This window comes from Haemophilus influenzae, from assembly GCF_019703545.1.
Classification (GTDB): Bacteria; Pseudomonadota; Gammaproteobacteria; order Enterobacterales; family Pasteurellaceae; genus Haemophilus; species Haemophilus influenzae_E.
On record NZ_AP018771.1, the window covers coordinates 135,385 to 160,298 of the forward strand.

General features: G+C 37.1%; 18 protein-coding genes, 1 other RNA gene and 2 pseudogenes. 7 read left to right on the forward strand and 14 right to left on the reverse strand.

Going from position 1 to position 24,914, the window contains the following annotated elements; genetic code table 11:
* Window positions 1-143 precede the first annotated feature (143 nt).
* The 5 genes and pseudogenes from K6J66_RS00645 to glnA form a co-directional block, all read right to left on the reverse strand.
* The gene (locus tag K6J66_RS00645; protein WP_005686079.1) at window positions 144-1,028 is read right to left on the reverse strand and encodes a glycosyltransferase family 2 protein; all 885 of its coding nucleotides are present in this window, start codon (window positions 1,026-1,028) and stop codon (window positions 144-146) included.
* Between the two features lie 4 nt (window positions 1,029-1,032).
* Complete coding sequence (locus tag K6J66_RS00650) at window positions 1,033-1,785, reverse strand: glycosyltransferase family 2 protein (protein ID WP_005663701.1); 753 nt, start codon at window positions 1,783-1,785, stop codon at window positions 1,033-1,035.
* Window positions 1,766-2,308: pseudogene (locus tag K6J66_RS00655) on the reverse strand (MATE family efflux transporter); the annotation flags it as partial. The pseudogene K6J66_RS00655 and the gene K6J66_RS00650, both read right to left, overlap by 20 nt.
* 123 nt (window positions 2,309-2,431) lie before the next feature.
* Complete coding sequence (locus K6J66_RS00660) at window positions 2,432-3,055, reverse strand: LPS O-antigen chain length determinant protein WzzB (protein ID WP_015701903.1); 624 nt, start codon at window positions 3,053-3,055, stop codon at window positions 2,432-2,434.
* Window positions 3,056-3,531: 476 nt separating this feature from the next.
* Window positions 3,532-4,944 (reverse strand): glutamate--ammonia ligase, encoded by a 1,413-nt coding sequence (gene glnA / locus K6J66_RS00665; RefSeq protein ID WP_105894752.1) that lies wholly within the window; start codon window positions 4,942-4,944, stop codon window positions 3,532-3,534.
* Window positions 4,945-5,104: 160 nt separating this feature from the next.
* Between glnA and K6J66_RS00670 the strand changes: the two genes are divergently transcribed.
* Both K6J66_RS00670 and typA read left to right on the forward strand, forming a co-directional pair.
* Window positions 5,105-6,034, forward strand: coding sequence for an alpha-2,3-sialyltransferase (locus K6J66_RS00670; protein ID WP_110442547.1), 930 nt, complete (start codon window positions 5,105-5,107; stop codon window positions 6,032-6,034).
* Window positions 6,035-6,165: 131 nt separating this feature from the next.
* Window positions 6,166-8,016: a translational GTPase TypA gene (gene typA / locus K6J66_RS00675; RefSeq protein WP_110442546.1), complete on the forward strand. Its 1,851-nt coding sequence runs from the start codon at window positions 6,166-6,168 to the stop codon at window positions 8,014-8,016.
* 87 nt (window positions 8,017-8,103) lie between these two features.
* Here typA and pdxH read toward each other — a convergent pair whose 3' ends face one another.
* Window positions 8,104-8,736, reverse strand: a complete 633-nt coding sequence (pdxH, locus tag K6J66_RS00680) for a pyridoxamine 5'-phosphate oxidase (protein WP_110442545.1) — start codon at window positions 8,734-8,736, stop codon at window positions 8,104-8,106.
* A gap of 192 nt (window positions 8,737-8,928) precedes the next feature.
* Here pdxH and K6J66_RS00685 point away from each other — a divergent pair, with 192 nt between their 5' ends.
* The 3 genes from K6J66_RS00685 (at window position 8,929) to rlmB (ending at window position 12,972) form a co-directional block, all read left to right on the forward strand.
* The gene (locus tag K6J66_RS00685; protein WP_005651371.1) at window positions 8,929-9,636 is read left to right on the forward strand and encodes a 7-cyano-7-deazaguanine/7-aminomethyl-7-deazaguanine transporter; all 708 of its coding nucleotides are present in this window, start codon (window positions 8,929-8,931) and stop codon (window positions 9,634-9,636) included.
* A gap of 191 nt (window positions 9,637-9,827) precedes the next feature.
* Complete coding sequence (gene rnr, locus K6J66_RS00690; protein WP_110442544.1) at window positions 9,828-12,176, forward strand: ribonuclease R; 2,349 nt, start codon at window positions 9,828-9,830, stop codon at window positions 12,174-12,176.
* Between the two features lie 55 nt (window positions 12,177-12,231).
* A complete protein-coding gene (gene rlmB / locus K6J66_RS00695; protein WP_110442543.1) occupies window positions 12,232-12,972 on the forward strand; it encodes a 23S rRNA (guanosine(2251)-2'-O)-methyltransferase RlmB in 741 nt (246 codons plus the stop codon).
* A gap of 36 nt (window positions 12,973-13,008) precedes the next feature.
* Here the strand turns inward: rlmB and clpB are convergent, their stop codons facing one another.
* The 4 genes from clpB to K6J66_RS00715 all read right to left on the reverse strand — a co-directional run bounded on the left by clpB (window position 13,009) and on the right by K6J66_RS00715 (window position 16,890).
* Window positions 13,009-15,579 carry an ATP-dependent chaperone ClpB gene (gene clpB, locus K6J66_RS00700; protein WP_110442542.1) on the reverse strand — a complete coding sequence of 857 codons (2,571 nt, stop codon included), beginning with the start codon at window positions 15,577-15,579 and terminating at the stop codon, window positions 13,009-13,011.
* A gap of 127 nt (window positions 15,580-15,706) precedes the next feature.
* Window positions 15,707-16,270, reverse strand: coding sequence for a 5-formyltetrahydrofolate cyclo-ligase (locus tag K6J66_RS00705; protein WP_110442549.1), 564 nt, complete (start codon window positions 16,268-16,270; stop codon window positions 15,707-15,709).
* A gap of 12 nt (window positions 16,271-16,282) precedes the next feature.
* Window positions 16,283-16,480, reverse strand: a non-coding RNA gene (gene ssrS, locus K6J66_RS00710) — 6S RNA.
* A gap of 107 nt (window positions 16,481-16,587) precedes the next feature.
* Window positions 16,588-16,890 (reverse strand): cell division protein ZapA, encoded by a 303-nt coding sequence (locus K6J66_RS00715; RefSeq protein ID WP_005651366.1) that lies wholly within the window; start codon window positions 16,888-16,890, stop codon window positions 16,588-16,590.
* Window positions 16,891-17,038: 148 nt separating this feature from the next.
* On the opposite strand from K6J66_RS00715, the gene polA reads away from it, so the two are divergent.
* Both polA and K6J66_RS00725 read left to right on the forward strand, forming a co-directional pair.
* Window positions 17,039-19,846: a DNA polymerase I gene (gene polA / locus K6J66_RS00720; RefSeq protein ID WP_038440165.1), complete on the forward strand. Its 2,808-nt coding sequence runs from the start codon at window positions 17,039-17,041 to the stop codon at window positions 19,844-19,846.
* Window positions 19,847-19,860: 14 nt separating this feature from the next.
* A pseudogene (locus tag K6J66_RS00725) lies at window positions 19,861-20,052 on the forward strand (tRNA (uracil-5-)-methyltransferase); the annotation flags it as partial.
* Between the two features lie 146 nt (window positions 20,053-20,198).
* On the opposite strand, the gene K6J66_RS00730 reads toward K6J66_RS00725, so the two are convergent.
* From K6J66_RS00730 to mobB, 4 genes are all read right to left on the reverse strand, one after another.
* Window positions 20,199-20,960, reverse strand: coding sequence for a HugZ family heme oxygenase (locus K6J66_RS00730; RefSeq protein WP_005648282.1), 762 nt, complete (start codon window positions 20,958-20,960; stop codon window positions 20,199-20,201).
* Between the two features lie 175 nt (window positions 20,961-21,135).
* Entirely contained in the window at window positions 21,136-22,779 is a 1,644-nt protein-coding gene (locus K6J66_RS00735; protein WP_005655693.1) for an ABC transporter substrate-binding protein, read from the reverse strand.
* A gap of 146 nt (window positions 22,780-22,925) precedes the next feature.
* Window positions 22,926-24,314: an MDR family MFS transporter gene (locus tag K6J66_RS00740; RefSeq protein WP_005655691.1), complete on the reverse strand. Its 1,389-nt coding sequence runs from the start codon at window positions 24,312-24,314 to the stop codon at window positions 22,926-22,928.
* Entirely contained in the window at window positions 24,311-24,826 is a 516-nt protein-coding gene (mobB, locus tag K6J66_RS00745) for a molybdopterin-guanine dinucleotide biosynthesis protein MobB (RefSeq protein WP_005655689.1), read from the reverse strand. Before mobB ends, K6J66_RS00740 begins: the two co-directional genes overlap by 4 nt.
* Window positions 24,827-24,914 lie beyond the last annotated feature (88 nt).

Sequence of the window (24,914 nt, forward strand, 5' to 3'; positions counted from 1 at the left end):
CACCTACGCCATATCTAAAAACAGTAAAAAAAAATAGATAATTAAAATATTAAAAATAAAGAGTTAGCTAGATAATTTATTATATTTTAACCCCATCAACGAAGAAAGAGAAATAAATAAAAACAATACCAAGCAAATAATCATTAATAATATAACCTACCATCAACAAATTTAATATATCTAATTGTTTTATCTGATACTACCTTTCTTTTTAAACTAAAAATTTCTGATAATACTTTTACAATATCTAGAATTTCTCCGTTCATTTTTACAAGATAAAAAATAGACCAAACAAAATTAGAAGTTAATCGATATCTCATTGGCATATATCTATTTAAAACAATAAGTTGATTTCTATATCTAAAGAAGTTTTCCTTTTTTCTCATCATTCTTCCATTTGGTGAAACCTTATGATAAATCACAATATCACTTGCATAAAGTATCTGATAGCCTGCTTCTAAAATCCTAAATGACAAATCTCTTTCTTCACCACCATATAGACCAAGATCCTTAGGGTAAAACCCCGCTTTTTGATAGACTTCTTTCCTTATTGCATGCCCAGCACCAATAAAATAATAAGTCAGTAAATTCTGTGAAAAATCTAACTTTTTATTACCATGTGGGATCTCGTGTGATAATGCTTTACGAGTAAAATAGTTTTTAATATTAAAGGCTAACGCTCCTACTTTAGCATTATTTGCCATATAATCAGTCACTTTCTGAATTAAAAGAATAATATCTTCAATTTCAATATCGTCATCAAGTGTAATTAAAATATCTCCTTGAGCTTTTTCAATTAAAAAATTACGTCCTTCAGCAACACCTAGATTCTCACCGGTATGAAAATAGCTAAATAAAATGCTACTATTATTTTCTACAATAGAAGATAGAGCTGTTTCCAACTCTCTTGCTGGATTATTATCAAGGAAAAGTAATTCAATTTTTTTACCATGATATTTATTGACACATGCAAACGTTTCCAATACTTCTTGACAACGCCCGAAGCTAATAATAAGTAATGAAATCATATTTTTATTTCTTGTATTTAATAAATCCATTATAGGCATAGAGGATAAAATAATAAATTGATTTTACTACACCTAGTTTCTCTCTTTTAAAATAGATATTAAATGTCCAGATTGCACTTTTAAATTTATTTGATGAAACGCTGACTTTACCGATTCTTACAAATGAACTTGCCTGATGGCTATATAGTATAGATTGTTTAACTTCTTTTAAACAATCTAAAAAGAAGGCATAATCTTCGTGTTTAATATTAGGAAACCTAAGTAATTTAATAGATTCTCTTTTAACAAGTACGGTCATTATTTTAAATTGGTTACCTTGTAATAAGGTTAAATAATCAATTTTTTTACTAGTCGTAACTAATTTTATCTGATTTCCTTCCAAATCACAGAAAGCATAGTTGCCATGCGTCATTACAAGATGATTTTGCAACATAAAATTAAGTTGTTTTTCTAATTTATCATTTGCAATAAAATCATCACTATCTAAGAATGTAATATAGTCACCTTGTGCTTTTTCTAACCCTATATTTCTTGCCGCTGCAGGCCCTTGATTAGTTGGGGTAAAGAAAAGTTTAACTCGCTTATCTTTATCAATGATGTTATTTATTATTTCAATACTTTTATCTGTTGAACCATCATCAATTAAAATTAATTCAATGTTTTGATAAGATTGATTTAAGCAAGATAAAATACCTTGATTAAGGTAAAATTCTGCATTATAAACAGGCATTATTATACTAATGAGTGGCATATTCATTTTCTTCTACTCTTTTTGTTATTTTATATAATACAGGTAAAATCCCCAATGCCCCCAATACACTAGCATAAGGAATATAAACCACATCCGTAAAAATTAATCCCCCCAATGCTCCCAAGTAAATCATTGTTGATAATACAGAGCAAAACGAAATTTCTTTAGTTTTTCCGTGATAAAACAAATAATTTACTAAGAACAAATAAGGGATGGTTAAACTCGTAGAGAGTAAGAATACTATAATGTAGTATTTTACCCCGATAAAATGTTTGCCTAAGAAGAACAATAGCCATTGTTCCGGAACAATTAAGGTAACAAGTGATGGAATAGGCACGATCAATAATGAAAGTAACGACCATCTATGTAAATCTTTTAACTTAACACTACCTTGTTTTAATTTCTCAAACAGATAGGGAACAAGCGCTTTATTTATCGCTAAAATAAAAACTGATAAGATAAATGCAATTTGCGCTCCCATTGCATATAAACCTAATTCCGCTTCGCTAAAGCGATGAAAAATATGGATTATCCATTGCAGGCAAACATTTTCGGAAAGCATCATAAATTTTGCTAGTACACCAGCTATAACAGGGAGTTAATATTTTAAAGATAATAACCGCTCCCGTACTGATAAAAATAGCCTTTTTCTTCATGACTGCTTTTTATTAGTTTGTATAACCGAACCTAATAAAATAAAGAAAGTGGGTAACAGAATACCGATAATAAACCCGATAGCAAGAATCAACGCCCTCTTAGGATTATCTTTAACCACAGGATAATCAGGAGAGCTTAAATAATAATACGTTTTTACATCCTCAACTAATTCCAATTGTGAAGCTAATTTATTTAATTTAAATAACTGTCTATCTGTAATATAATAATTAGCTGGGTAAACAACAGGTGTGTTTTTAGCAATATCTAGTTGCGCCTGTAAATATTTTTCAGCGAGTATAAATAAATATGTACCATCTGCTAATTTAGAATCAGAGATATTATTTCCTCTTGAAAAATCTTTAATACCCGCTTTTTTAGCAATATCTAACGCATTTGTTAAGTTTTCAACTTGAACCTTTTTTGCTTCTGTTAGATTCTCTTCAATTTGTTCTTTACTAAATCTCAGCTCATCTAAACGGAGGTTAAATCCCTGTTTAAACTCTTGGTTTGTTTGGTTAAGACTATATTGATTTACAAAATTTACATACTCTGTCAATACAGATTGTGCATATTTTGGAGTTTCTGCTGAAAAGGTAATTTTTAAAGCTATTTTATCCAACTCAGTTAAATCTTTTTTCTTCGAATCAATTTCGTGAACAACTAAATACTTAGAGACTACATTTTCAATATAAATATGTCTTTATTCTTCTGTCATCTCCTTAGTATAATTTTCACCCATACAGATTGTTTTAAGAACTGGCGTTTTAAATCTCTAGAAAGAAGGAAGTGCCTAAATTGACCATACAATGAACCTGATAACGCTACAGAAGAAAATTCACTGTCGCCAATAATGTGGCATATTCCACACGTGTAGGCAGTAAGTTACCGAAATCGGTTGAACGAGGCACAACCCAATATCAGTTGAAGTCCACTGCTCTTTTGCCGTACAGGCCTATACGCCAGCTATTGCTATGAATACGCAGAAAAGCTCCATTAAATCAATCTAGTCATTCTTTTGAGAAGAAATCTTAGTCATATTTACTCCTTTAAAAAAATACGGCGAAATTTCACCGCATTGTTCTTGTTTATATATCATTACGCATAATACATTTCAAATTCAACTGGATGTGGTGCCATATTTAAACGTTCTACTTCTTTACGTTTGATACTGATAAACGCATCAATAAAATCTTTAGCAAATACGCCACCTTGAGTTAAAAATTCATAGTCTTTTTCTAATGAATTCAATGCTTCTTCTAAAGAGCTTGCAACCGCTGGAATATCTTTTAATTCTTCTGGTGGAAGATCGTAAAGATTTTTATCCATCGCATCGCCTGGGTGGATTTTGTTTACCACGCCATCAAGACCTGCCATTAATAATGCAGCAAATGCTAAATATGGGTTTGCCAATGGATCTGGGAAACGTGCTTCTATGCGAATCGCTTTTGGATTGGTTACAGCAGGGATACGAATTGAGGCAGAACGATTACTTGCAGAATAAGCCAACAATACAGGTGCTTCATAACCCGGCACTAAACGTTTATATGAATTAGTGCTTGAATTAGTGAACGCATTTAAGGCTTTAGCGTGCTTAATGATACCGCCGATGTAGTAAAGCGCGGTTTCTGAAAGGCCAGCATATTTATCGCCTTGGAAAATGTTTTTTCCGTCTTTGTTTAACGACATATTACAGTGCATGCCTGAACCATTATCTCCAGTAATTGGTTTTGGCATAAAACACGCTGTTTTACCGTGCTCTAACGCCACATTTTGCACAACATATTTATAGATTTGGGTTTCATCCGCTTTTAAAGTCAGTGTATTGAACTTAGTCGCAATTTCATTCTGCCCTGCAGTCGCCACTTCATGATGATGGGCTTCGATGACTAATCCCATTTCTTCTAAAATCAAGCACATTTCAGAACGAATATCGTGCGCACTATCAATTGGTGCAACGGCACAATATCCGCCTTTTTTCAATGGGCGATAAGCATTATTGCCTTCTTCATATTTTTTATTCGTGTTCCAAGCAGCTTCTATATCATCAATAGAAAAAGACGCTTTGTTCATTGATACATTAAAACGTACATCATCAAATAAGAAGAATTCAGGCTCTGGGCCGAAAAAAGCTTGATCCGCGATACCTGTTGAACGCATATAATTTTCTGCACGAATTGCAATAGAGCGCGGATCGCGATCATAGCTTTGCATTGTCGTTGGTTCATAAACACTACAACGAATAGAAAGCGTTGGAATTTGCGCGAATGGATCGACAACTGCGGTTTCAGCCATTGGCATAAGCAACATATCGGCTTTATTAATTGTCTTCCATCCTTCTACAGAGGAACCATCAAACATCTTGCCGTCTTCAAACATATCTTCATCAACAAGGCTAACTGGGATAGAAACACCATGTTCTTTACCTTTAATGTCAGTAAATCGAAGCAATACAAACCTAATATCATTCTCTTCGATCAATTTAAACACGGAAGCAATGGCATCTGACATAGTAGATCCTCTTTCTATATAAAAAATTAAGTAAGCATTATAGTCTAATCAAATCTGACTTTCATTAGATTTGTTGTGGCGTTATAGTAAAAAGCACGGAAAGCCTGTATAATAGCTGCTATTAAAAATAAGTTATATTTTATTCAATGAACGGTACAATATGCCTAATCAATCAATCAATCAATCAATCAATCAATCAATCAATCAATCAAAGTCTGTCATTATTGCAGGTAATGGAACAAGTTTAAAATCAATTGACTATAGTTTATTACCTAAAGATTATGATGTTTTCCGTTGCAATCAATTTTATTTTGAAGATCATTATTTTCTTGGTAAGAAAATAAAAAAAGTATTTTTTAATTATTCTGTAATATTTGAACAATACTATACGTTTCTGCAATTAATTAAAAATAATGAATATGAATATGCTGATATTATTTTGTCATCTTTTCTGAATTTAGGGCATTCAGAATTAAAGAAAATCCAGAGTTTACTACCACAAATTGATCTTGGTCATAACTATTTAAAAAAACTACGAGCTTTTGATACTCATTTACAGTATCACGAGTTATATGAGGATAAGAGGATTACATCAGGCGTTTATATGTGTGCAGTGGCAACTGCAATGGGGTATAAAGATCTTTATTTGACAGGCATTGATTTTTATCAAGAAAAAGGGAATCCTTACGCATTTCATCATCAAAAAGAAAATATTATTAAATTATTACCTTCTTTTTCAAAAAATAAAAGTCAAAGTGATATCCATTCTATGGAATATGATTTAAATGCACTTTATTTCTTACAAAAACATTATGGTGTAAATATTTACTGTATTTCGCCAGAAAGTCCTCTATGTAATTATTTTCCTTTATCACCACTGAATAACCCATTTACTTTTATTCCCGAAGAAAAGAAAAATTACACACAAGATATTTTAATTCCGCCAAAGTCAGTGTATAAAAAAATTGGTAAATATTCCAAACCAAGAATTTACCAAAATCTGGTTTTTCGGTTGATCTGGGATATATTACGTTTACCTAATGATATAAAAAAAGCTTTGAAAGCAAAGAAAATGAGACTACGCAAATAAACCTGAGGTATAATGCCTCGTTTTCTTCAACATAAGACAACAACCTATATTAGGATTAGGTGCAGTAAATTGCACCTTTTTTATAAAATCATATACCGTGCAAAATTGCACCTTACTCGAAGCATTAGATAATGAAAAACGAAATTGATATTAAAAAACTCCGTAACATCGCAATTATTGCGCACGTAGACCATGGTAAAACCACTCTTGTAGATAAACTTCTGCAACAATCTGGTACTTTTGAATCTGCACGTGGTGATGTAGATGAACGCGTTATGGACTCAAATGATCTTGAAAAAGAACGTGGCATTACAATTCTTGCAAAAAATACCGCGATTAACTGGAATGACTACCGTATTAACATCGTGGATACTCCAGGACACGCCGACTTCGGTGGCGAAGTTGAACGCGTACTTTCTATGGTGGATTCTGTTCTATTAGTTGTTGATGCGTTTGATGGCCCAATGCCACAAACGCGTTTCGTGACTCAAAAAGCATTTGCTCACGGATTAAAACCAATCGTCGTCATTAATAAAGTTGATCGCCCTGGTGCGCGCCCTGACTGGGTTGTAGATCAAGTATTCGACTTATTTGTCAATCTTGGTGCAAGCGATGAACAATTAGACTTCCCAATTATCTATGCATCAGCATTAAATGGTGTTGCAGGTCTTGAACACGAAGATTTAGCGGAAGATATGACGCCATTATTTGAAGCCATTGTGAAATATGTAGAACCGCCCAAAGTAGAACTTGATGCGCCATTCCAAATGCAAATTTCACAATTAGACTACAACAACTATGTAGGCGTTATCGGCATTGGTCGTATTAAGCGTGGTTCAATTAAACCAAACCAACCAGTTACTATCATCAATAGTGAAGGAAAAACTCGTCAAGGTCGTATCGGTCAAGTACTTGGTCATCTTGGTTTACAACGTTATGAAGAAGACGTTGCTTATGCAGGCGATATTGTTGCGATCACGGGTTTAGGAGAATTAAACATTTCAGATACGATTTGTGATATTAACGCAGTTGAAGCACTGCCATCATTAACTGTTGATGAACCAACCGTAACCATGTTCTTCTGTGTAAATACCTCTCCATTTGCAGGGCAAGAAGGTAAATACGTAACATCGCGTCAAATTCTTGAACGTTTAAATAAAGAATTGGTTCACAACGTGGCATTACGTGTAGAAGAAACCCCAAACCCAGATGAATTCCGTGTTTCTGGTCGTGGTGAATTACACCTTTCTGTATTAATTGAAAATATGCGTCGTGAAGGTTATGAACTTGCCGTTTCTCGTCCAAAAGTAATTTATCGTGATATTGACGGTAAAAAACAAGAACCATACGAACAAGTAACTATCGATGTGGAAGAACAGCATCAAGGTTCTGTAATGGAAGCATTGGGTATCCGTAAAGGCGAAGTTCGTGATATGTTGCCAGATGGCAAAGGTCGTGTTCGTTTAGAATACATTATTCCTAGCCGTGGATTAATTGGCTTCCGTGGTGACTTTATGACGATGACTTCTGGCACAGGCTTACTTTACTCAAGTTTTAGCCACTATGATGAAATTAAAGGTGGGGAAATTGGTCAGCGCAAAAATGGTGTGTTGATTTCTAATGCAACAGGTAAAGCACTTGGCTATGCATTATTTGGCTTACAAGAACGTGGTAAGTTAATGATTGATGCAAACGTAGAAGTTTATGAAGGGCAAATTATCGGTATTCATAGTCGCTCAAATGACTTAACCGTAAACTGCTTACAAGGTAAAAAACTAACTAATATGCGAGCGTCAGGTAAAGACGATGCGATTGTGCTAACTACACCTGTAAAATTCAGTCTTGAACAAGCGATTGAATTTATCGATGATGATGAACTAGTGGAAGTAACACCTGAGTCGATTCGTATCCGTAAAAAACTTTTAACGGAAAACGATCGTAAACGTGCAAATCGTACAACAACAAGTACTAGCACGCATTAATAAATAAAGCTAAACGCTAAAATTTAGAAAAAATTCACCGCACTTTCGGGATACAACTAAAGTGCGGTTATTTTCATTCTCAATTTACTAAGGAGAAAGTCTTTCTCTAATCCAATTATCACTTTCTTTACGATAACGAATGCGATCATGTAAACGGCTTGGGCGACCCTGCCAAAATTCCACGGTTTCTGGCACCACTAAATAGCCGCCCCAATAATCTGGTCGAGGCACGTTTAATGGATGTTTAGTGGCAACCAATGCGGCTTTTACTAGCAAAGATTTATAATTAGAAATCACCGCACTTTGCTCACTTGCCCAAGCCCCTATACGACTGGTGTAAGGTCGGGTAGCAAAATATTTATCGGATTGTTCTGCTGGAACTTTAACCGCCTTACCTTCAATCCGCACTTGGCGTTCCAATTCAGGCCAAAAGAAAGTCAGCGCGACATAAGGATTGCGCTCAATACAGCCGCCTTTTCGGCTAAGATAATTGGTAAAAAAGACAAATCCTTGCTCATTGACTTCTTTTAACAAAACCATTCGGCTATTTGGACGACCTTGTTCATCAACAGTCGCAATATTCATTGCGGTTGGCTCATTGACTTGAGCATGAATAGCCTCTTTCTGCCACTGTTCAAATTGCGAAATTGGATTTTCATGGCAATCATGTTGTGAAAGCACGCGTTTAGTATATTCATCACGAATATTGTGTAACTCCATTTTCTCTCCTTTCAAATTTGATGAAAAACGCAAATAGAATAAAGGCTGTAAAATCATTCGTCAATTTTCATAAAATATAAAACTCAAATGCCATCGACTCTTGCAATTATTAGAAATATGCGTATCATCTAACCCCCTATATTCAACCTCGGGTTCCCTAACCCCGATTTATTTAAACTAAAAAGGTACAACATGAAATTAACCTCTCCGATCTTTAATGATCAACAAAAACGTCGTGCAATCATCTGGCTCAGCTTTTTCCACATATTCATCATTGCAGCGAGCAATTACTTTGTACAAATCCCTTTTGAAATCACGCTAAAATTAACCGCACTTGGTGCAGCAAATGATTTTTCTTTCCACAGCACTTGGGGAACGCTCACATTCCCATTTATCTTTTTAGCTACCGATTTAACCGTACGAATTTTCGGTGCGGAAGATGCGAGAAAAATCATCTTCGTGGTGATGTTTCCTGCACTTATTGTAAGTTACGTCATATCTGTTTTATTCTCTGAAAGCAAATTCCAAGGTTTCGAATCATTAACGCATTTTGATCTGTTTGTATTCCGTATTGCTATTGCGAGCTTTGCCGCTTACGTGGTAGGACAATTACTTGATGTGATCGTATTTAACCGCTTACGCCAGTTAAAAACATGGTGGGTGGCGCCAACTAGCTCAATGACATTCGGTTCAATGGCGGATACGTTTGTTTTCTTCAGTATCGCCTTCTACCAAAGTGCAGATCCGTTCATGGCTGAACACTGGGCACAACTCGGCTTTGTAGATTATCTATTTAAATTATTTATAGGAATTATCTTGTTCGTCCCAGCCTATGGCGTAGTATTAAATGTTATTTTACGAAAATTACAAATGCTCGTAACAGAACGCGTTCCTACATAAAATTTTTACCGCACTTTTCATACTTTAAAAATATCTATAAAAAGTCATCACTGTTATAGTGCTGGGGAAAGATCGTTAAGTTCTTCAATTTTAAAATATCCTTAAAATATACAGTGATAATTTTATCCCCGTCTTGCATTATCCCCCTTACAGTGTCAAACTCTCCGCACTTTTTAAAACTGTAAAAAATAATGACAAAAAAACGTAAAAACTTAATCAACCAAGATCCTCATTACAAACGAGAATTGGAAAAATACGGCAATCCAATCCCGAGCCGTGAATTTATTTTAAGCGTTATTCGAGACAATAATGCACCGATGAATCGGGATGAAATTTTGACCGCACTTTCCATTCGAAATGAAGATCAAATAGAGGCGATGCGTCGCCGATTACGCGCGATGGAAAATGATGGGCAATTAGTATTCACTAAACGTAAACGCTATGCCTTACCAGAAAAATTAGATTTATTTAAAGGTACGGTAATTGGTCATCGCGAAGGTTTCGGTTTTTTACAGGTCGATGGCAAAAAAGATGATTTATTCATTCCAAACCATCAAATGCAAAGAGTCATGCATGGAGATTTTGTCTTAGCGCAACCTGCTGGATTAGAGCGTCGTGGTCGCCGTGAAGTGCGAATTGTGCGCGTATTAGAAACTCGTAAAAAACAAATTGTGGGTCGCTTTTTCTTAGAAAACGGTTTCAGCTATGTGGTGCCTGATGACAGCAGAATTGGCAGAGATATTCTCGTGCCAAATGAACATCGTAATGACGCACGAATGGGGCAAGTTGTGGTTGTCGAATTGCAGGAACGTTCTGCCAGTTTTAACCAGCCAATTGGCGTGATCACTGAAATTCTAGGCGATAATATGGCGAAAGGTATGGAAGTGGAAATCGCCTTGCGTAACCACGATATTCCCCATAAGTTTCCAAGTGCGGTGGAAAAATACGTAAAAAAATTCACTGAAGAAGTCCCAGAAGAAGCAAAAAAAGGTCGTGTGGATTTACGCAATTTACCGCTTGTGACCATTGATGGCGAAGATGCGCGGGATTTTGACGATGCCGTTTATTGTGAAAAACACGGCAAAGGCTGGAAACTTTGGGTCGCGATTGCGGATGTCAGTTATTACGTACGTTTACGTTCCGCTTTGGATGTAGAAGCACATAATCGTGGTAACTCGGTCTATTTTCCAAACCGAGTTGTACCCATGCTACCTGAAATTTTATCAAACGGCTTATGCTCCCTTAACCCTCAAGTGGATCGTTTATGTATGGTGTGTGAGATGCAAATTTCAGCTAAAGGTAAGCTCACAGATTATCGCTTTTATGAAGCGGTGATGAATTCTCACGCCCGCCTCACTTATACCAAAGTAGCCAAAATGCTTGAAGGCGATGAAGAATTACGCACTCGTTATCAAGGACTTATTCCACATTTAGAAGAATTGCATCATCTCTATAAAGCATTACTCAATGCCCGAAAACAACGTGGTGCCATCGATTTTGAAACCATTGAAACTAAGTTTATTTTCAATGCAATGGGGCGAATTGAACGCATTGAACCCGTTGTTCGTAACGATGCCCACAAAATCATTGAGGAATGTATGATTCTTGCGAATATCGCAGCAGCCAATTTTATGGAAAAACATAAAGAGCCTGCGTTATATCGTATTCATTCCATCCCGAGCGAAGAAAAATTAACATCGTTCCGCACTTTCTTAAGTGAGTTTGGTTTAACTTTAGAAGGTGGCTTAAAACCAACTACAAAAGACTATGCTGCGCTCTTAGAAAAAGTTAAAGAAAGGCCAGATCATGAACTTATTCAAACAATGTTGCTCCGTTCTTTAAGCCAAGCTGTCTATCATGCTGATAATATTGGGCATTTTGGATTGGCTTTGGAAGAATATGCTCACTTTACTTCGCCAATTCGCCGTTATCCAGACTTAACACTTCATCGAGGTATCAAATATTTGCTTGCTAAAGAACAAGGCACAAAACGTAAAACAACGGATACTGGCGGTTATCATTACTCTTTTGATGAAATGGATTTACTTGGCAATCATTGTTCAATGACGGAACGCCGTGCTGACGACGCCACTCGTGAAGTGGCAGATTGGCTGAAATGCGAATATATGCAAGATCATGTTGGTGGTGAATTTAGCGGTGTTATTTCATCTGTGACTGGATTTGGTTTATTTGTACGCTTAGATGACTTATTCATCGATGGTTTAGTCCATATTTCCACCTTAGAAAACGATTATTACCAATTCGATGCAGCAAAACAGCGTTTAATTGGCGAAAATAGCGGAATGCAATATCGCTTAGGCGATAAAGTTCGCATCAAAGTTGAAGCGGTACATTTAGAAAATAAAATGGTCGATTTCTCGCTGATGGGCAGTGAACGTAAACCTCGTCGAGCTGGAAAAACCGCGAAAGAAAAAGCCAAGAAAGTCTTTAAAGAACTACCGTCTAAAGCCTCCAAAAAACGAAAAAGTGCGGTAAAAAAGAAAGAAGTTTCTAAGAAAACATCTAGAAAACGCAAATAATTCACTCCCTATTGTAAGAATGAATTAAAAATTCAAATAAGAAAAAGAGAAATTTATGTCAGAACAAATCTACGGCATTCATGCTGTTAATAGTATTTTAACCCATTCGCCAGAACGTTTAATTGAAGTCTTCGTACTTAAAGGACGTGAAGATAAACGCCTACAGCCACTCTTAAATGAGCTTTATTCCCTAGGAATTGGTGTGCAATTAGTTAATCGACAAACACTTGATAAAAAAGCCGATGGAGAAGTTCATCAAGGTGTCATTGCTCGAGTACAGGTAGCAAAAGAACTTAATGAAAATGATCTTGATGAAATTCTTGCGAATAAACAAAATCCGCTTTTATTAGTTTTGGATGGTGTGACTGATCCGCACAACTTAGGGGCTTGTTTGCGAACAGCTGATGCAGCGGGCGCAGTGGCAGTGATCGTACCAAAAGATAAATCTGCACAATTAACATCTATCGCGCGTAAAGTTGCTTGCGGTGCAGCAGAAACTGTGCCGTTAATTCGTGTAACCAATCTTTCTCGCACACTACGCGATTTACAGCAAAACCATAATATTTGGGTGGTTGGCACTGCTGGCGAAGCAACTGAAACCATTTATCAAAGCAAACTGACAGGGCCACTAGCACTTGTTATGGGAGCTGAAGGCGAAGGAATGCGTCGTTTAACACGTGAACATTGCGATCAACTGATTAGCATTCCAATGGCTGGTTCAGTTTCATCATTAAATGTATCTGTCGCAACAGGGGTATGTTTATTTGAAATTGTACGTCAGCGTTTAGGTTCATAAAAAAGTGCGGTAAATTTTACCGCACTTTTGTAATGCTTATTGTCTCGCTTGAACTTCTGAATTGACATAATCAATAGTAACAACCTTACTCGGTAACAACGCACCAGATAGAATTTGTTGCGCCAAGCTATTTTCAATTTCTTGTTGAATGGCGCGTTTCAATGGACGTGCGCCATAAATTGGGTCATAGCCAACTTCGCCAATAAAATCTAATAAAGCATCGGTAAATACCAATTCGTAGCCACGAGTTTCCATACGTTTTGCTAAACGTTCTAATTGGATGCTTGCAATCGCACGGATATTCTCTTTACCAAGTGGATGGAATACCACGGTTTCGTCAATACGGTTGATAAATTCTGGGCGGAAATGTTGCCCCACTACAGACATCACTAAGGCTTTCATTTCGCTATAGCTTTCGTCTTTGTTACCTTGGATTAAATCAGAACCTAAGTTAGAGGTCATAATCACAACCGTGTTACGAAAATCTACGGTTCTGCCTTGTCCATCAGTCAAACGGCCATCATCTAACACTTGCAACAAAATATTGAACACATCCGTATGGGCTTTTTCAACTTCATCTAACAAGATCACTGAATACGGACGACGACGAACAGCTTCAGTTAAATAACCGCCTTCTTCATAGCCGACATAGCCTGGAGGCGCTCCGACTAAACGAGATACGCTGTGTTTTTCCATAAACTCTGACATATCGATACGCACCATTGCATCTTCACTATCAAAGAGGAATTTAGCTAGAGTTTTACAAAGCTCTGTTTTACCTACACCTGTTGGCCCTAGGAACAAGAAAGAACCAATTGGGCGATTAGGATCGGAAAGACCAGCACGGCTACGACGAATCGCATTTGCGACAGCATCCACCGCTTCTTCTTGACCTATCACACGTTTATGTAGTTCATCTTCCATACGCAAGAGTTTTTCTTTCTCGCCTTCCATCATTTTGGATACAGGAATACCCGTAGCTTTAGAAAGCACTTCAGCGATTTCTTCATCTGTGACGCGATAGCGTAAAAGCATCATTTCTTTTCCTTCGCTGGTTTCAGCTTGCTCGAGTTGCTTTTCAAGAGCAGGAATGCGACCATATTGCAACTCAGACATTTTCGCTAAATCCCCCGCACGACGAGCTTGTTCCAGTTCAGTTTTTGCAGTATCTAATTCTTGTTTAATATGTTGAGAGCCAGAAAGCGTTGCTTTTTCGGATTTCCATACTTCTTCAAGTTCGGCGTATTCACGTTCTTTTTCAACCAATTCTTTCTCTAACATTTCTAAACGTTTGCGACTTGCTTCGTCTTCTTCTTTTTGTAATGCCTGTTGTTCCAATTTTAGTTGGATAATACGACGTTCAAGACGATCAAGCGGTTCAGGTTTAGAATCTATTTCCATACGAATACTAGATGCGGCTTCATCGATCAAGTCGATGGCTTTATCTGGCAATTGACGATCAGAAATATAGCGATGTGAAAGCATTGCTGCTGCGACGATTGCAGGGTCAGTAATATCCACGTGATGATGAATTTCATAACGTTCTTTCAAACCACGTAAAATTGCAATGGTATCTTCTACACTTGGTTCGTCCACAAAAACTTTTTGGAAACGGCGTTCAAGGGCGGCATCTTTTTCAATATATTGACGATATTCATCTAGAGTGGTTGCACCCACGCAATGTAATTCACCGCGCGCTAAACTTGGTTTTAATAAGTTACCCGCATCCATCGCACCATCGGTTTTACCCGCGCCGACCATAGTATGAATTTCATCAATAAAGAGGATCACGCGACCTTCTTCTTTAGAAAGTTCATTAAGCACCGCTTTTAAACGTTCTTCAAATTCTCCGCGATATTTTGCACCAGCAATCAATGCGCCCATATCTAATGAAAGCACACGTTTATTTTTCAAACCTTCTGGCACTTCGCCATTTACAATGCGTTGTGCCAAGCCTTCGACAATCGCCGTTTTCCCTACACCTGGTTCACCAATTAACACAGGGTTGTTTTTGGTACGACGTTGTAATACTTGAATAGCTCGACGAATTTCTTCATCACGCCCAATTACAGGATCAAGTTTGCCACTTTCTGCACGAGCGGTTAAATCAATCGTATATTTTTCAAGAGCTTGTCTGCTTTCTTCTGCATTTTGATCGTTCACGTTTTGTCCCCCTCTAATGTGCTGAATAGCTTGCGAAATTTGTTCTTTTTTCGCACCGCACTTTTTCAAAATATCGCTGATCGTTCCTCGTTCTTCTAAAGCTGCAAGCAAAAACAATTCGCTCGAAATAAATTTATCTTGGTTTTGCTGTGCGAATTTATCGCATAAATTAAGTAGATTAATAAGCTGGCGTGAAAGTTGTACATCTCCACCATTGCCAATCACTTGCGGCAATTTATTTAGTTCTGTCTTTAATTCATTACGCAATAAAGCCACATTTACGCCACTTGCTGTCAAAATTGGCGCAATAGAGCCACCCTGTTGATTTAAAAGTGCGGTCAATAAATGCACAGGTTCAATAAATTGATTGTCTTTTCCGATAGCAAGTGATTGTGCTTCGCTTAACGCTTCTTGGAATTTTGTCGTAAATTTTTCAATGTTCATACACTTTCCTCAATTTGGTTTTGGCTTTCGCCGTTTGCCCAAATTAAGTAAGATCGCTTAAACGGATTTCAAGAGAAAAAATGAAATATTTTGATTTTATCTATCAATAAAAATTTGATGATAGGTTTCAACCTACCAAAATATCGAATAATGGCACATCCCAATGCTCAGTGGGAAGATTTTCTACTTGCTGACATTGGTGCGCTAAACCAACTGGAATAAAAGACTTATTTTGCCAATTCTGCAACGTGCGATCATAAAATCCACCGCCCATACCAAGGCGATTTCCTTTTTTATCAAAAGCCACCAATGGCGTAAATAAAATATCCAGTTCATTTAATGGCAAAACATTTTGAACATTCAGCTTTGGCTCCCAAATGCCAAACTGATTTTGTTTCATTGGTGTATCAGGTAAATAGCGTAAAAACAATAAATGATGTTTAGTAAAAGGATGTAAAACAGGCAAATACACATTTTTATTTTGCATCCACAGGGATTGGATTAAGGCTTTTGTCGAAATTTCACCATCAAAAGAAAAATATAATGCAATATTTTTGGCTTGTCGTTGCTCGATAAGATTTAACGCCTGTTGAGTAACCGATTGTTCAGCTTGGTGCTGTTGAAGTGCGGTTAAATTTGCACGTATTTTTCGGATTTCAGTGCGGATTTGCTGGCGTTTTTGAGTATTCATAGAAATGAAAAGGAAGACCCCAGAGTGCCGCTGTGGGCAGTAGTCCTTGAACCCAACGGTTCAAGGAAATCAGTTGATACCGTTTTCAGGTTTCTTAGCCCAATGAACGAGTCAAAGGTTAAGCCTACACACCAACGATAGGAAACCAATTTATAAGATTTAAAGTATCGGCTCAGGGACATAGCCTACTGACGAACACTCCAGGTAATTCTTATGGGTTTATACTAGCCCAAATTCTCAGTATTGACTAGCATTTATTTGTCAAATTTAACGAGTTGCTTATAAAACGACAAAATGACTCTAATTTGATCATTAATTTAATGCGGTTCTTTTGTAACACGAATATTTTCTAATGAGTGATCTAATTGTTGGATACCCGTTCTCAATACCTCTTCAATTTTAGCCGTTTTATTTTTTTCTTGGCTTAATTCAAAACTCAAATTGAGTGCCACAATAGAAAGCACACGATCAAGCTGAATAAGGCCTGTCTTTTCTTTCATTTCGGAAACCAATATATCTAAATTACGCGCAGCTTGGCGCAGTAATTCTTCTTGTTCAATGGGTACATTTAAACGCAAAACCTGACCCAAAACTAAAATTTCGACCAATTTTAACGACATTTGATTTCCTTAAATTAAATATTTGAATGGCTGATATTATGCCATAGCAAAAAATATTCGTCATAAATTTTACATTAAACCCGCCATTCGCTCATCACCATAAATTACGCTATAATGCGGGTATTTTTCAGTTTAAAACGAGATTTTTATGGCCCAAATTGCAACAAATCCGCTTGTGCTAGTGGATGGTTCTTCTTATTTATATCGTGCATTTCATGCCTTTCCACCTTTAACCAATGCCGCAGGTGAGCCAACAGGTGCGATGTACGGCGTGTTAAATATGTTAAAAAGCCTCATCTCACAAGTACAGCCCTCTCATATAGCCGTTGTTTTTGATGCAAAAGGGAAAACATTTCGCAATGAAATGTTTGAACACTATAAATCTCACCGTCCACCAATGCCTGATGATTTACGCAAACAAATTCAGCCTTTGCACGATATGATTCGTGCATTGGGCATTCCGCTTTTAGTGGTGGAAGGGATTGAGGCAGATGATGTAATCGGCACACTCGCACTACAAGCATCTCGTTTGGGTAAAAAAGTGCTCATTAGTACTGGCGATAAAGATATGGCACAGTTAGTTGATAACAATATTATGCTCATCAACACCATGAATAATAGCCTATTGGATCGTGAGGGTGTGATTGAAAAATACGGTATTCCACCTGAACTCATTATTGATTATCTCGCACTTATGGGCGATAGTGCAGATAACATTCCTGGCGTTGCTGGCGTGGGCGAAAAAACCGCACTTGGTTTACTACAAGGCATAGGAAGCATGGCTGAAATTTATGCCAATCTTGAAAAAGTAGCGGAACTGCCAATTCGTGGTGCGAAAAAACTAGGTGAAAAATTATTGGCTGAAAAATCCAATGCCGCTCTTTCTTATACATTAGCAACCATCAAAACGGATGTTGAACTTAACGTGACAACAGATGAATTGTTGCTTGGAGAAAGCCAAAAGGATCAACTCATTGAATATTTTGCTCGCTACGAATTTAAACGCTGGCTTAATGAAGTGATGAATGGCTCAGATTCTATTACTCAAACCACTGAACAGCCAGTGAAAATCAACCAGTATCAGGCGACCTCACCAGCTCAAAGTTCTGTGGGAAATAGTGCGGTGGAAAATACGCCTAAAATTCAAATCGATCGTACTAAATATGAAACCTTGCTCACTCAAGCGGATTTAACCCGCTGGATTGAAAAACTCAATACAGCAAAACTCATTGCGGTCGATACTGAAACAGACAGTCTTGATTATATGTCTGCGAATTTAGTGGGTATCTCTTTTGCTCTTGAAAATGGCGAAGCCACTTATTTACCATTGCAATTGGATTATTTGGATGCGCCAAAAACACTCGAAAAATCGACCGCACTTGCCGCTATCAAACCAATCTTAGAAAATCCTAATATTCACAAAATTGGACAAAACATTAAATTTGATGAAAGTATTTTTGCCCGTCATGGCATTGAATTACAAGGTGTTGAATTTGATACGATGTTGCTTTCCTATACGCTAAATAGTACGGGTCGTCATAATATGGACGATTTAGCTAAACGTTATTTAGGGCATGAGACTATCGCATTTGAAAGCCTTGCAGGAAAAGGGAAAAGTCAGCTTACGTTTAATCAAATTCCCTTAGAACAAGCCACTGAATACGCAGCAGAAGATGCTGATGTGACCATGAAATTACAACAAGCACTGTGGTTGAAACTGCAAGAAGAACCAACGCTTGTTGAATTGTATAAAACAATGGAATTACCATTGCTTCATGTGCTTTCTCGTATGGAACGTACGGGCGTTTTGATTGATAGTGATGCCCTCTTTATACAATCTAACGAAATTGCTACAAGATTAACCGCACTTGAAAAACAAGCTTACGCATTAGCGGGTCAGCCATTCAATTTAGCATCCACCAAACAATTACAAGAAATTTTGTTCGATAAACTTGGGCTACCTGTTTTACAAAAAACGCCAAAAGGTGCGCCATCAACAAATGAAGAAGTATTGGAAGAATTATCCTATAGCCACGAATTACCCAAAATTTTGGTTGAACATCGTGGGTTGAGCAAACTTAAATCCACTTACACGGATAAACTACCTCAAATGGTCAATTCACAAACAGGCCGAGTGCATACCTCTTATCATCAAGCGGTCACGGCGACAGGGCGTTTATCATCTAGCGATCCAAACCTACAAAATATTCCAATTCGGAATGAAGAAGGTCGTCGTATTCGACAAGCATTTATCGCACGTGAAGGTTATTCTATTGTCGCCGCTGACTATTCTCAAATTGAGTTACGCATTATGGCGCATCTTTCTGGCGATCAAGGCTTAATTAACGCCTTCTCGCAAGGCAAGGATATTCATCGCTCCACCGCAGCTGAAATCTTCGGTGTATCATTAGATGAAGTCACCAGCGAGCAACGTCGCAATGCTAAAGCAATTAATTTCGGCTTAATTTATGGAATGTCCGCCTTTGGACTTTCACGCCAACTTGGCATTTCCCGTCCAGATGCACAAAAATACATGGATTTATATTTCCAACGCTATCCTAGCGTACAACAATTTATGACCGATATTCGTGCAAAAGCGAAAGCACAAGGCTATGTGGAAACACTATTTGGTCGCCGTTTATATTTACCTGATATTAATTCTAGCAATGCAATGCGTCGTAAAGGAGCAGAACGCGTAGCGATCAATGCACCGATGCAAGGCACAGCTGCGGATATTATTAAACGAGCGATGATTAAAATTGATGAAGTAATCCGTCACGATCCAGATATTGAAATGATTATGCAAGTACACGATGAATTAGTGTTTGAAGTGCGGTCAGAAAAAGTCGCGTTTTTCCGTGAGCAAATTAAACAACATATGGAAGCCGCTGCTGAATTAGTTGTTCCGTTGATTGTGGAAGTGGGTGTCGGTAAAAATTGGGATGAAGCGCATTAATTGGATAGGTAATAATGAATTTAGAAAGACTTAACGAAATTGAAAAACCATTACTCCACATTGTTAAGCATGATGTTGTGCCAGCCCTAGGCTGTACCGAACCCATTTCTCTTGCGCTCGCATCTGCTACAGCTGCGAAATATTTAGGCAAAACACCTGAACGTATTGAAGCCAAAGTATCTCCTAATCTGATGAAAGACAGGTTATCGAAATTATGGTGAGTAAACCTTGTCCTTAATGAAAATAAAGTGCGGTAAAAAATAAAGAAATTTCAATTTCATTGGAATTTATCGTAAACAAAAGGGTGAGTATAAATTTACACTCAACCCTTTATCTTCATTAAGAGACAATATTATTTATCACTTTCTTTTTCATGTGGATTGCCTTTGACACCAATATGAGAAATTTCCCCATTAGCATCAATCAAATAAGCTTGGCCAAAACCTCTTACAAAACGGCCTGTTCCAAATGTAAGTTCAACTAAATCAAAATCAGTAAATTCACGAATTGTTTTAATTCCGCCTACATCATTCATAGTTTCGGCTAATTTATCTAAGACTTTTTCAACAATTGGATCTTCACGAGGAATAAAACGTGCACTTGCTTTATAACGTAAGCGAGTACGCACAATAATTGACTTCGCTTTGTTTTCATCTTCTAAAAACATCACTTCTACTTGATTTGGATTGCGTTTTAAATTCTCATAATGCTCTGCAATGGCACTGATATAAATATAATATTTTCCATCAAAGAAAATAATTGGTGCATAAGACGCCATCGGTAAGCCATCTTTATCTAAAGTAGAAAGCACACAGCTTTTAAACTCTTGACGAAATTCATCAATTTTAGCCTTGATACGATCGTAATTTGCAACTGGTTTATTTTCTACACAAAGATTGATGATTACTTGTTTAATTGAACCTGCGTCAGCTTGTTGTGGAAATTCCACACGTAATGTTTTGCCACCATTATATTTAAAATCTAAACCAGCAAAATCTACATTAACTAACGTCACATCTGTAATTTCCTTTTCGCCACCAAATTTTTTACAAAGGGCAGCCATATCATCTTGATGATGATCATTCATATGAGTAATAATTCGATTGAAATCCATTTTTGTTCCTTATATTAACAATTAATTTTTATTATTCTACGGAATCATATCCGATAGAAATAATGCTGAGCATTATACTCAAGTTAAAGTTATTTAACATATTTTTTACAGAATAATCCTTGATAAATAAAAAGCCCTTATAAATAAGGGCTTAAAATAAGTAAATCAATATGAATTATTTACCATCAACACTCACACCATAAAAAGCGTCATAGCCAAATGGGCTTTGTACATAACCTTTTACACGAGGACTAAGTGGCGCAAAACCAACAGAGTGGGCAACTGGAATCCAAGGTGCTTGATTATGGACAATAACTTGAGCTTGTTTATAAAGTTTCGCACGTTCTTCCTTATTGGTTAATCCAATAGCCTCATTGAGTAAAGCATCAAATTCTGAATTATTGAAACGTGCCATATTAGAATTACCTATATTTGAGCTACCTAATAATGGGGATAAGAAATTATCAGGATCGCCATTGTCGCCAGACCAACCAAAGATACCCGCAGTTAATTCTCCCTCTTTTGCTCGTTTTCTATAATCAGCCCATTCATAAGTCACTGGGTTAGTTTTTACACCAATTTTCGCCCAATCCGCCATAATTAATTCAGCCATACGTTTTGGATTTGGATTAGAAGCACGAATAATAGGTTGAATCCAGAAATCAGTTTCAAAACCATTTGGATAACCCGCTTCTGCTAAAAGTTGTTTTGCTTTTTCTGGATCGTACGGATAATCTTGAATTTCATCATTATAACTCCAAATTGTTGGAGGAAGTGGGTTTTTAGCTGATGTTCCTGCGCCTTGATAAACCGCTTCAATAATCGCTTTTTTATCCACTGCGTAATTCAACGCTTGGCGCACTTTGACATTATCAAACGGTGCTTTTTCGGTATTGAATGCGATATACGCTACGTTCAAACCTTTTTGTTCCAAAAGTTGTACTTTTGGATCGGTTTTCATTTTGGCTAAATCCGCTACATTTGGGAATAAAATTAAATCGCAAGTACCCGCCTGTAATTTTGCATAACGTGTTGTTGCATCAGGCACAATGCTAATGACTAAACGATCTAAAGGTGTTCTACCTTTCCAATAATTTTCATGCGCAACATATTGTATGGCTTGATCTGTTTTATAATCCACAAAAACAAAAGGGCCTGTCCCCACTGGGCGACTATCAAGCGTTTCTGGTTTACCCGCTTTCAGCATTGAATCAGCATATTCTGCAGAATAAATAGAAATAAAATCCATACCAAGACTAGCCAAGAAAGTCGCATCTGTCTTGTTTAAGGTAATACGAATTGTGTTATCGTCTACTTTCTCCACTGATTTCAACAATTCAGGGAATTTCATTGCTTTAAAATATGGATAAGTCCCCTTAGATACATTGTGATATGGATGATTTGGATCTAACTGACGTTGGAATGAAAATACAACATCATCTGCATTAAAATCACGTGTCGGGGTAAATTCTTTTGTTGTGTGGAATTTAACCCCTTTTCTCAAATGAAAAGTATAACTTAAGCCATCATCGCTAATTTCCCAGCTTTCAGCTAAAGCTGGTTCAATATCCGTTGAGCCTTTTTTAAATTCAACTAAGCGGTTATACACTTGTTGTGAGCTTGCATTATAAGAAGTACCTTCAATTATTAACGCAGGGCTAAATCCCAATGGAGCTTTCGCTGTGCAATAAACGAAAGTATTATTTGACGAGGATTTTGCTTCAGTTTGAGCGGTAGATTTATTTGCCGAGCTAGATTGATCACAAGCTGCCAAAACAAGAGTTGCAGCGGCGAGAGTTAATGTTGCTTTTAGTTTCATAAGCATACCTCAATGTTAGGCAGGGAATGCCCCACCATTTATGGTTAAACGATGGAGCTATCTCCACCAACAAGAAATATCAATAAGATATAAGCAAATTTCCCTTTTTTTAAATAAAAAAATTCTATGGATTATAACAAATTAATCTAAGGCATTTTTCGTAAATGATCGCCATCATTTTTGTGTAATTTCATAAGCGACCAAACTAAGGCGATTGCAAAAAGTGATGAGGTTAAAAAAGTATAGCTAAAAGCCTGTTGTAAACCATCACTTGCGCTAAAAAAATGTCTATAGAGATTTAGAATTATCGATGAAATAGCAATACCAAATCCAATCCCAACTTGCTGTACAATACTTAATACGGTAGAGCCTGTGCCAGACTGTTGTTTTGAAAGATCGCCTACAGCCAGCGTATTAATTGAAGTAAAAATGATCGACATACAAGCCCCATACCACATAAGATTACAAATAATCCAAGTTAGAGAACTTTGTTTATCTAACCAAGCCATTGAAATCACAGAACCTGCCATCAAAAGTGCGGATGAAATTAGCGTTGTTTTATAGCCCCAACGATTTAAAATTCGTCCAATTAATATTTTCAACATCACAGAAATTAACGCAATCGGTGCTAATAGCCAGCCAGACATTTCGGCACTGTAACCGAAAGATAATTGAAACATCAAAGGTAATAAAAAGGGAACGCCAGATGCAGATAATCGGATAAAAATATTGGCAATAATACCTAATCTGAATGTACGAGTTCGGAAAAGGGATAAAGGTAAAATGGCATTTTCATTGTTTTTAGCATAGCCACAATAAGTTACGAGTAACAGAATACCAACAACTAATATGCTATAAGTTACACTTGAATTATGCTGACTTTCTCCGAGTAAATCCAAACCAAGCGTAATACCAACTAACCCCAATGCAAAAAGTAAAAAACCTGTCCAATCTAATTTTTCTGCCTTGCCCTTGATATTGTTCATCACGCTGCCCGATGCCAAAATTCCTAGCACACCAATTGGAATATTAATTAAAAAAATCCAGTGCCAACTGGCGTGAACGACTAACCATCCACCTAAAATAGGCCCTAGAATTGGCCCAATCAAACCTGCAGTTGCCATTAAATTCCAAGCATTCACTAATTGTTGTTTGGGGACAGCTTGAATAATAGCTAAACGCGCAACAGGCATCATAAAGGCACCACCCATTCCCTGAATTACTCTGGCTAAAATTAAACTTTCTAAATTAGGCGCAGCAGCACAAGCGATAGATCCTAAAATAAACGTGAAAACTGCAGCGCGAAAAACGGTTAATGTCCCAAATTTTGCAGCCGCCCAAGCGGTAAGAGGAATAAATAATGCAACGGCTAAAGAATAAGCAATAATCGCCATTTGCATTTCAAAGGCGGGTTTATGTAAATCGGAAGATATCGCGGGTAAAGCTGTATTTAGAATGGTCGCATCGAGGCTTTGCATAAAAAGTGCCATTGCTGCTACCCAAGCTAAACCGCGATAGGCATTGGATTCAGTCATCGTGCTCCGTGAAAATGGTGCAACCAATTTTCAATAAAATCGGCAATTTGCGGAATGCGGTTAATATCCAACAAAGTGCGATCAATTTCAAGGGGATAATTTGTCGCAACCGCCACTACATATTCGTCAATTTCGGGTAAAGGTTTTGTCATTTCTTGACGATGGAGCAAAATCTTTGGAATTGGCTCTTGTTTAAAGCCTTCCACCAACACTAAATCTGTTAAAGTGCGGTCAAATTGTTGCGCTAAATAATCCAATGAAACAGGCTTTGACGTTTCCGTCATAATCGCCCAGCGTTCATCATTCGCTAAAATGACTTGAGAAGAACCCGCCTCTTTCATACGCCAGCTATCTTTTCCTTCTTTATCAACTTGCATATTGTGATGGCTATGTTTAATCACTGAAACGCGAATGTGACGAGCGATCAGTTCTGGGAGAAGTTTTTCTAATAATGTTGTTTTACCACTACCGCTATAACCGGTAATTCCAAGTAAAGGAATCTGATTGTTCATAAAAATAACCTTAAAAATCACCGCACTTTAGATACGGAAAACCCCGAAAGATCGGGGTTAATAAATTAAGAATGTTTTGCTGCATAAT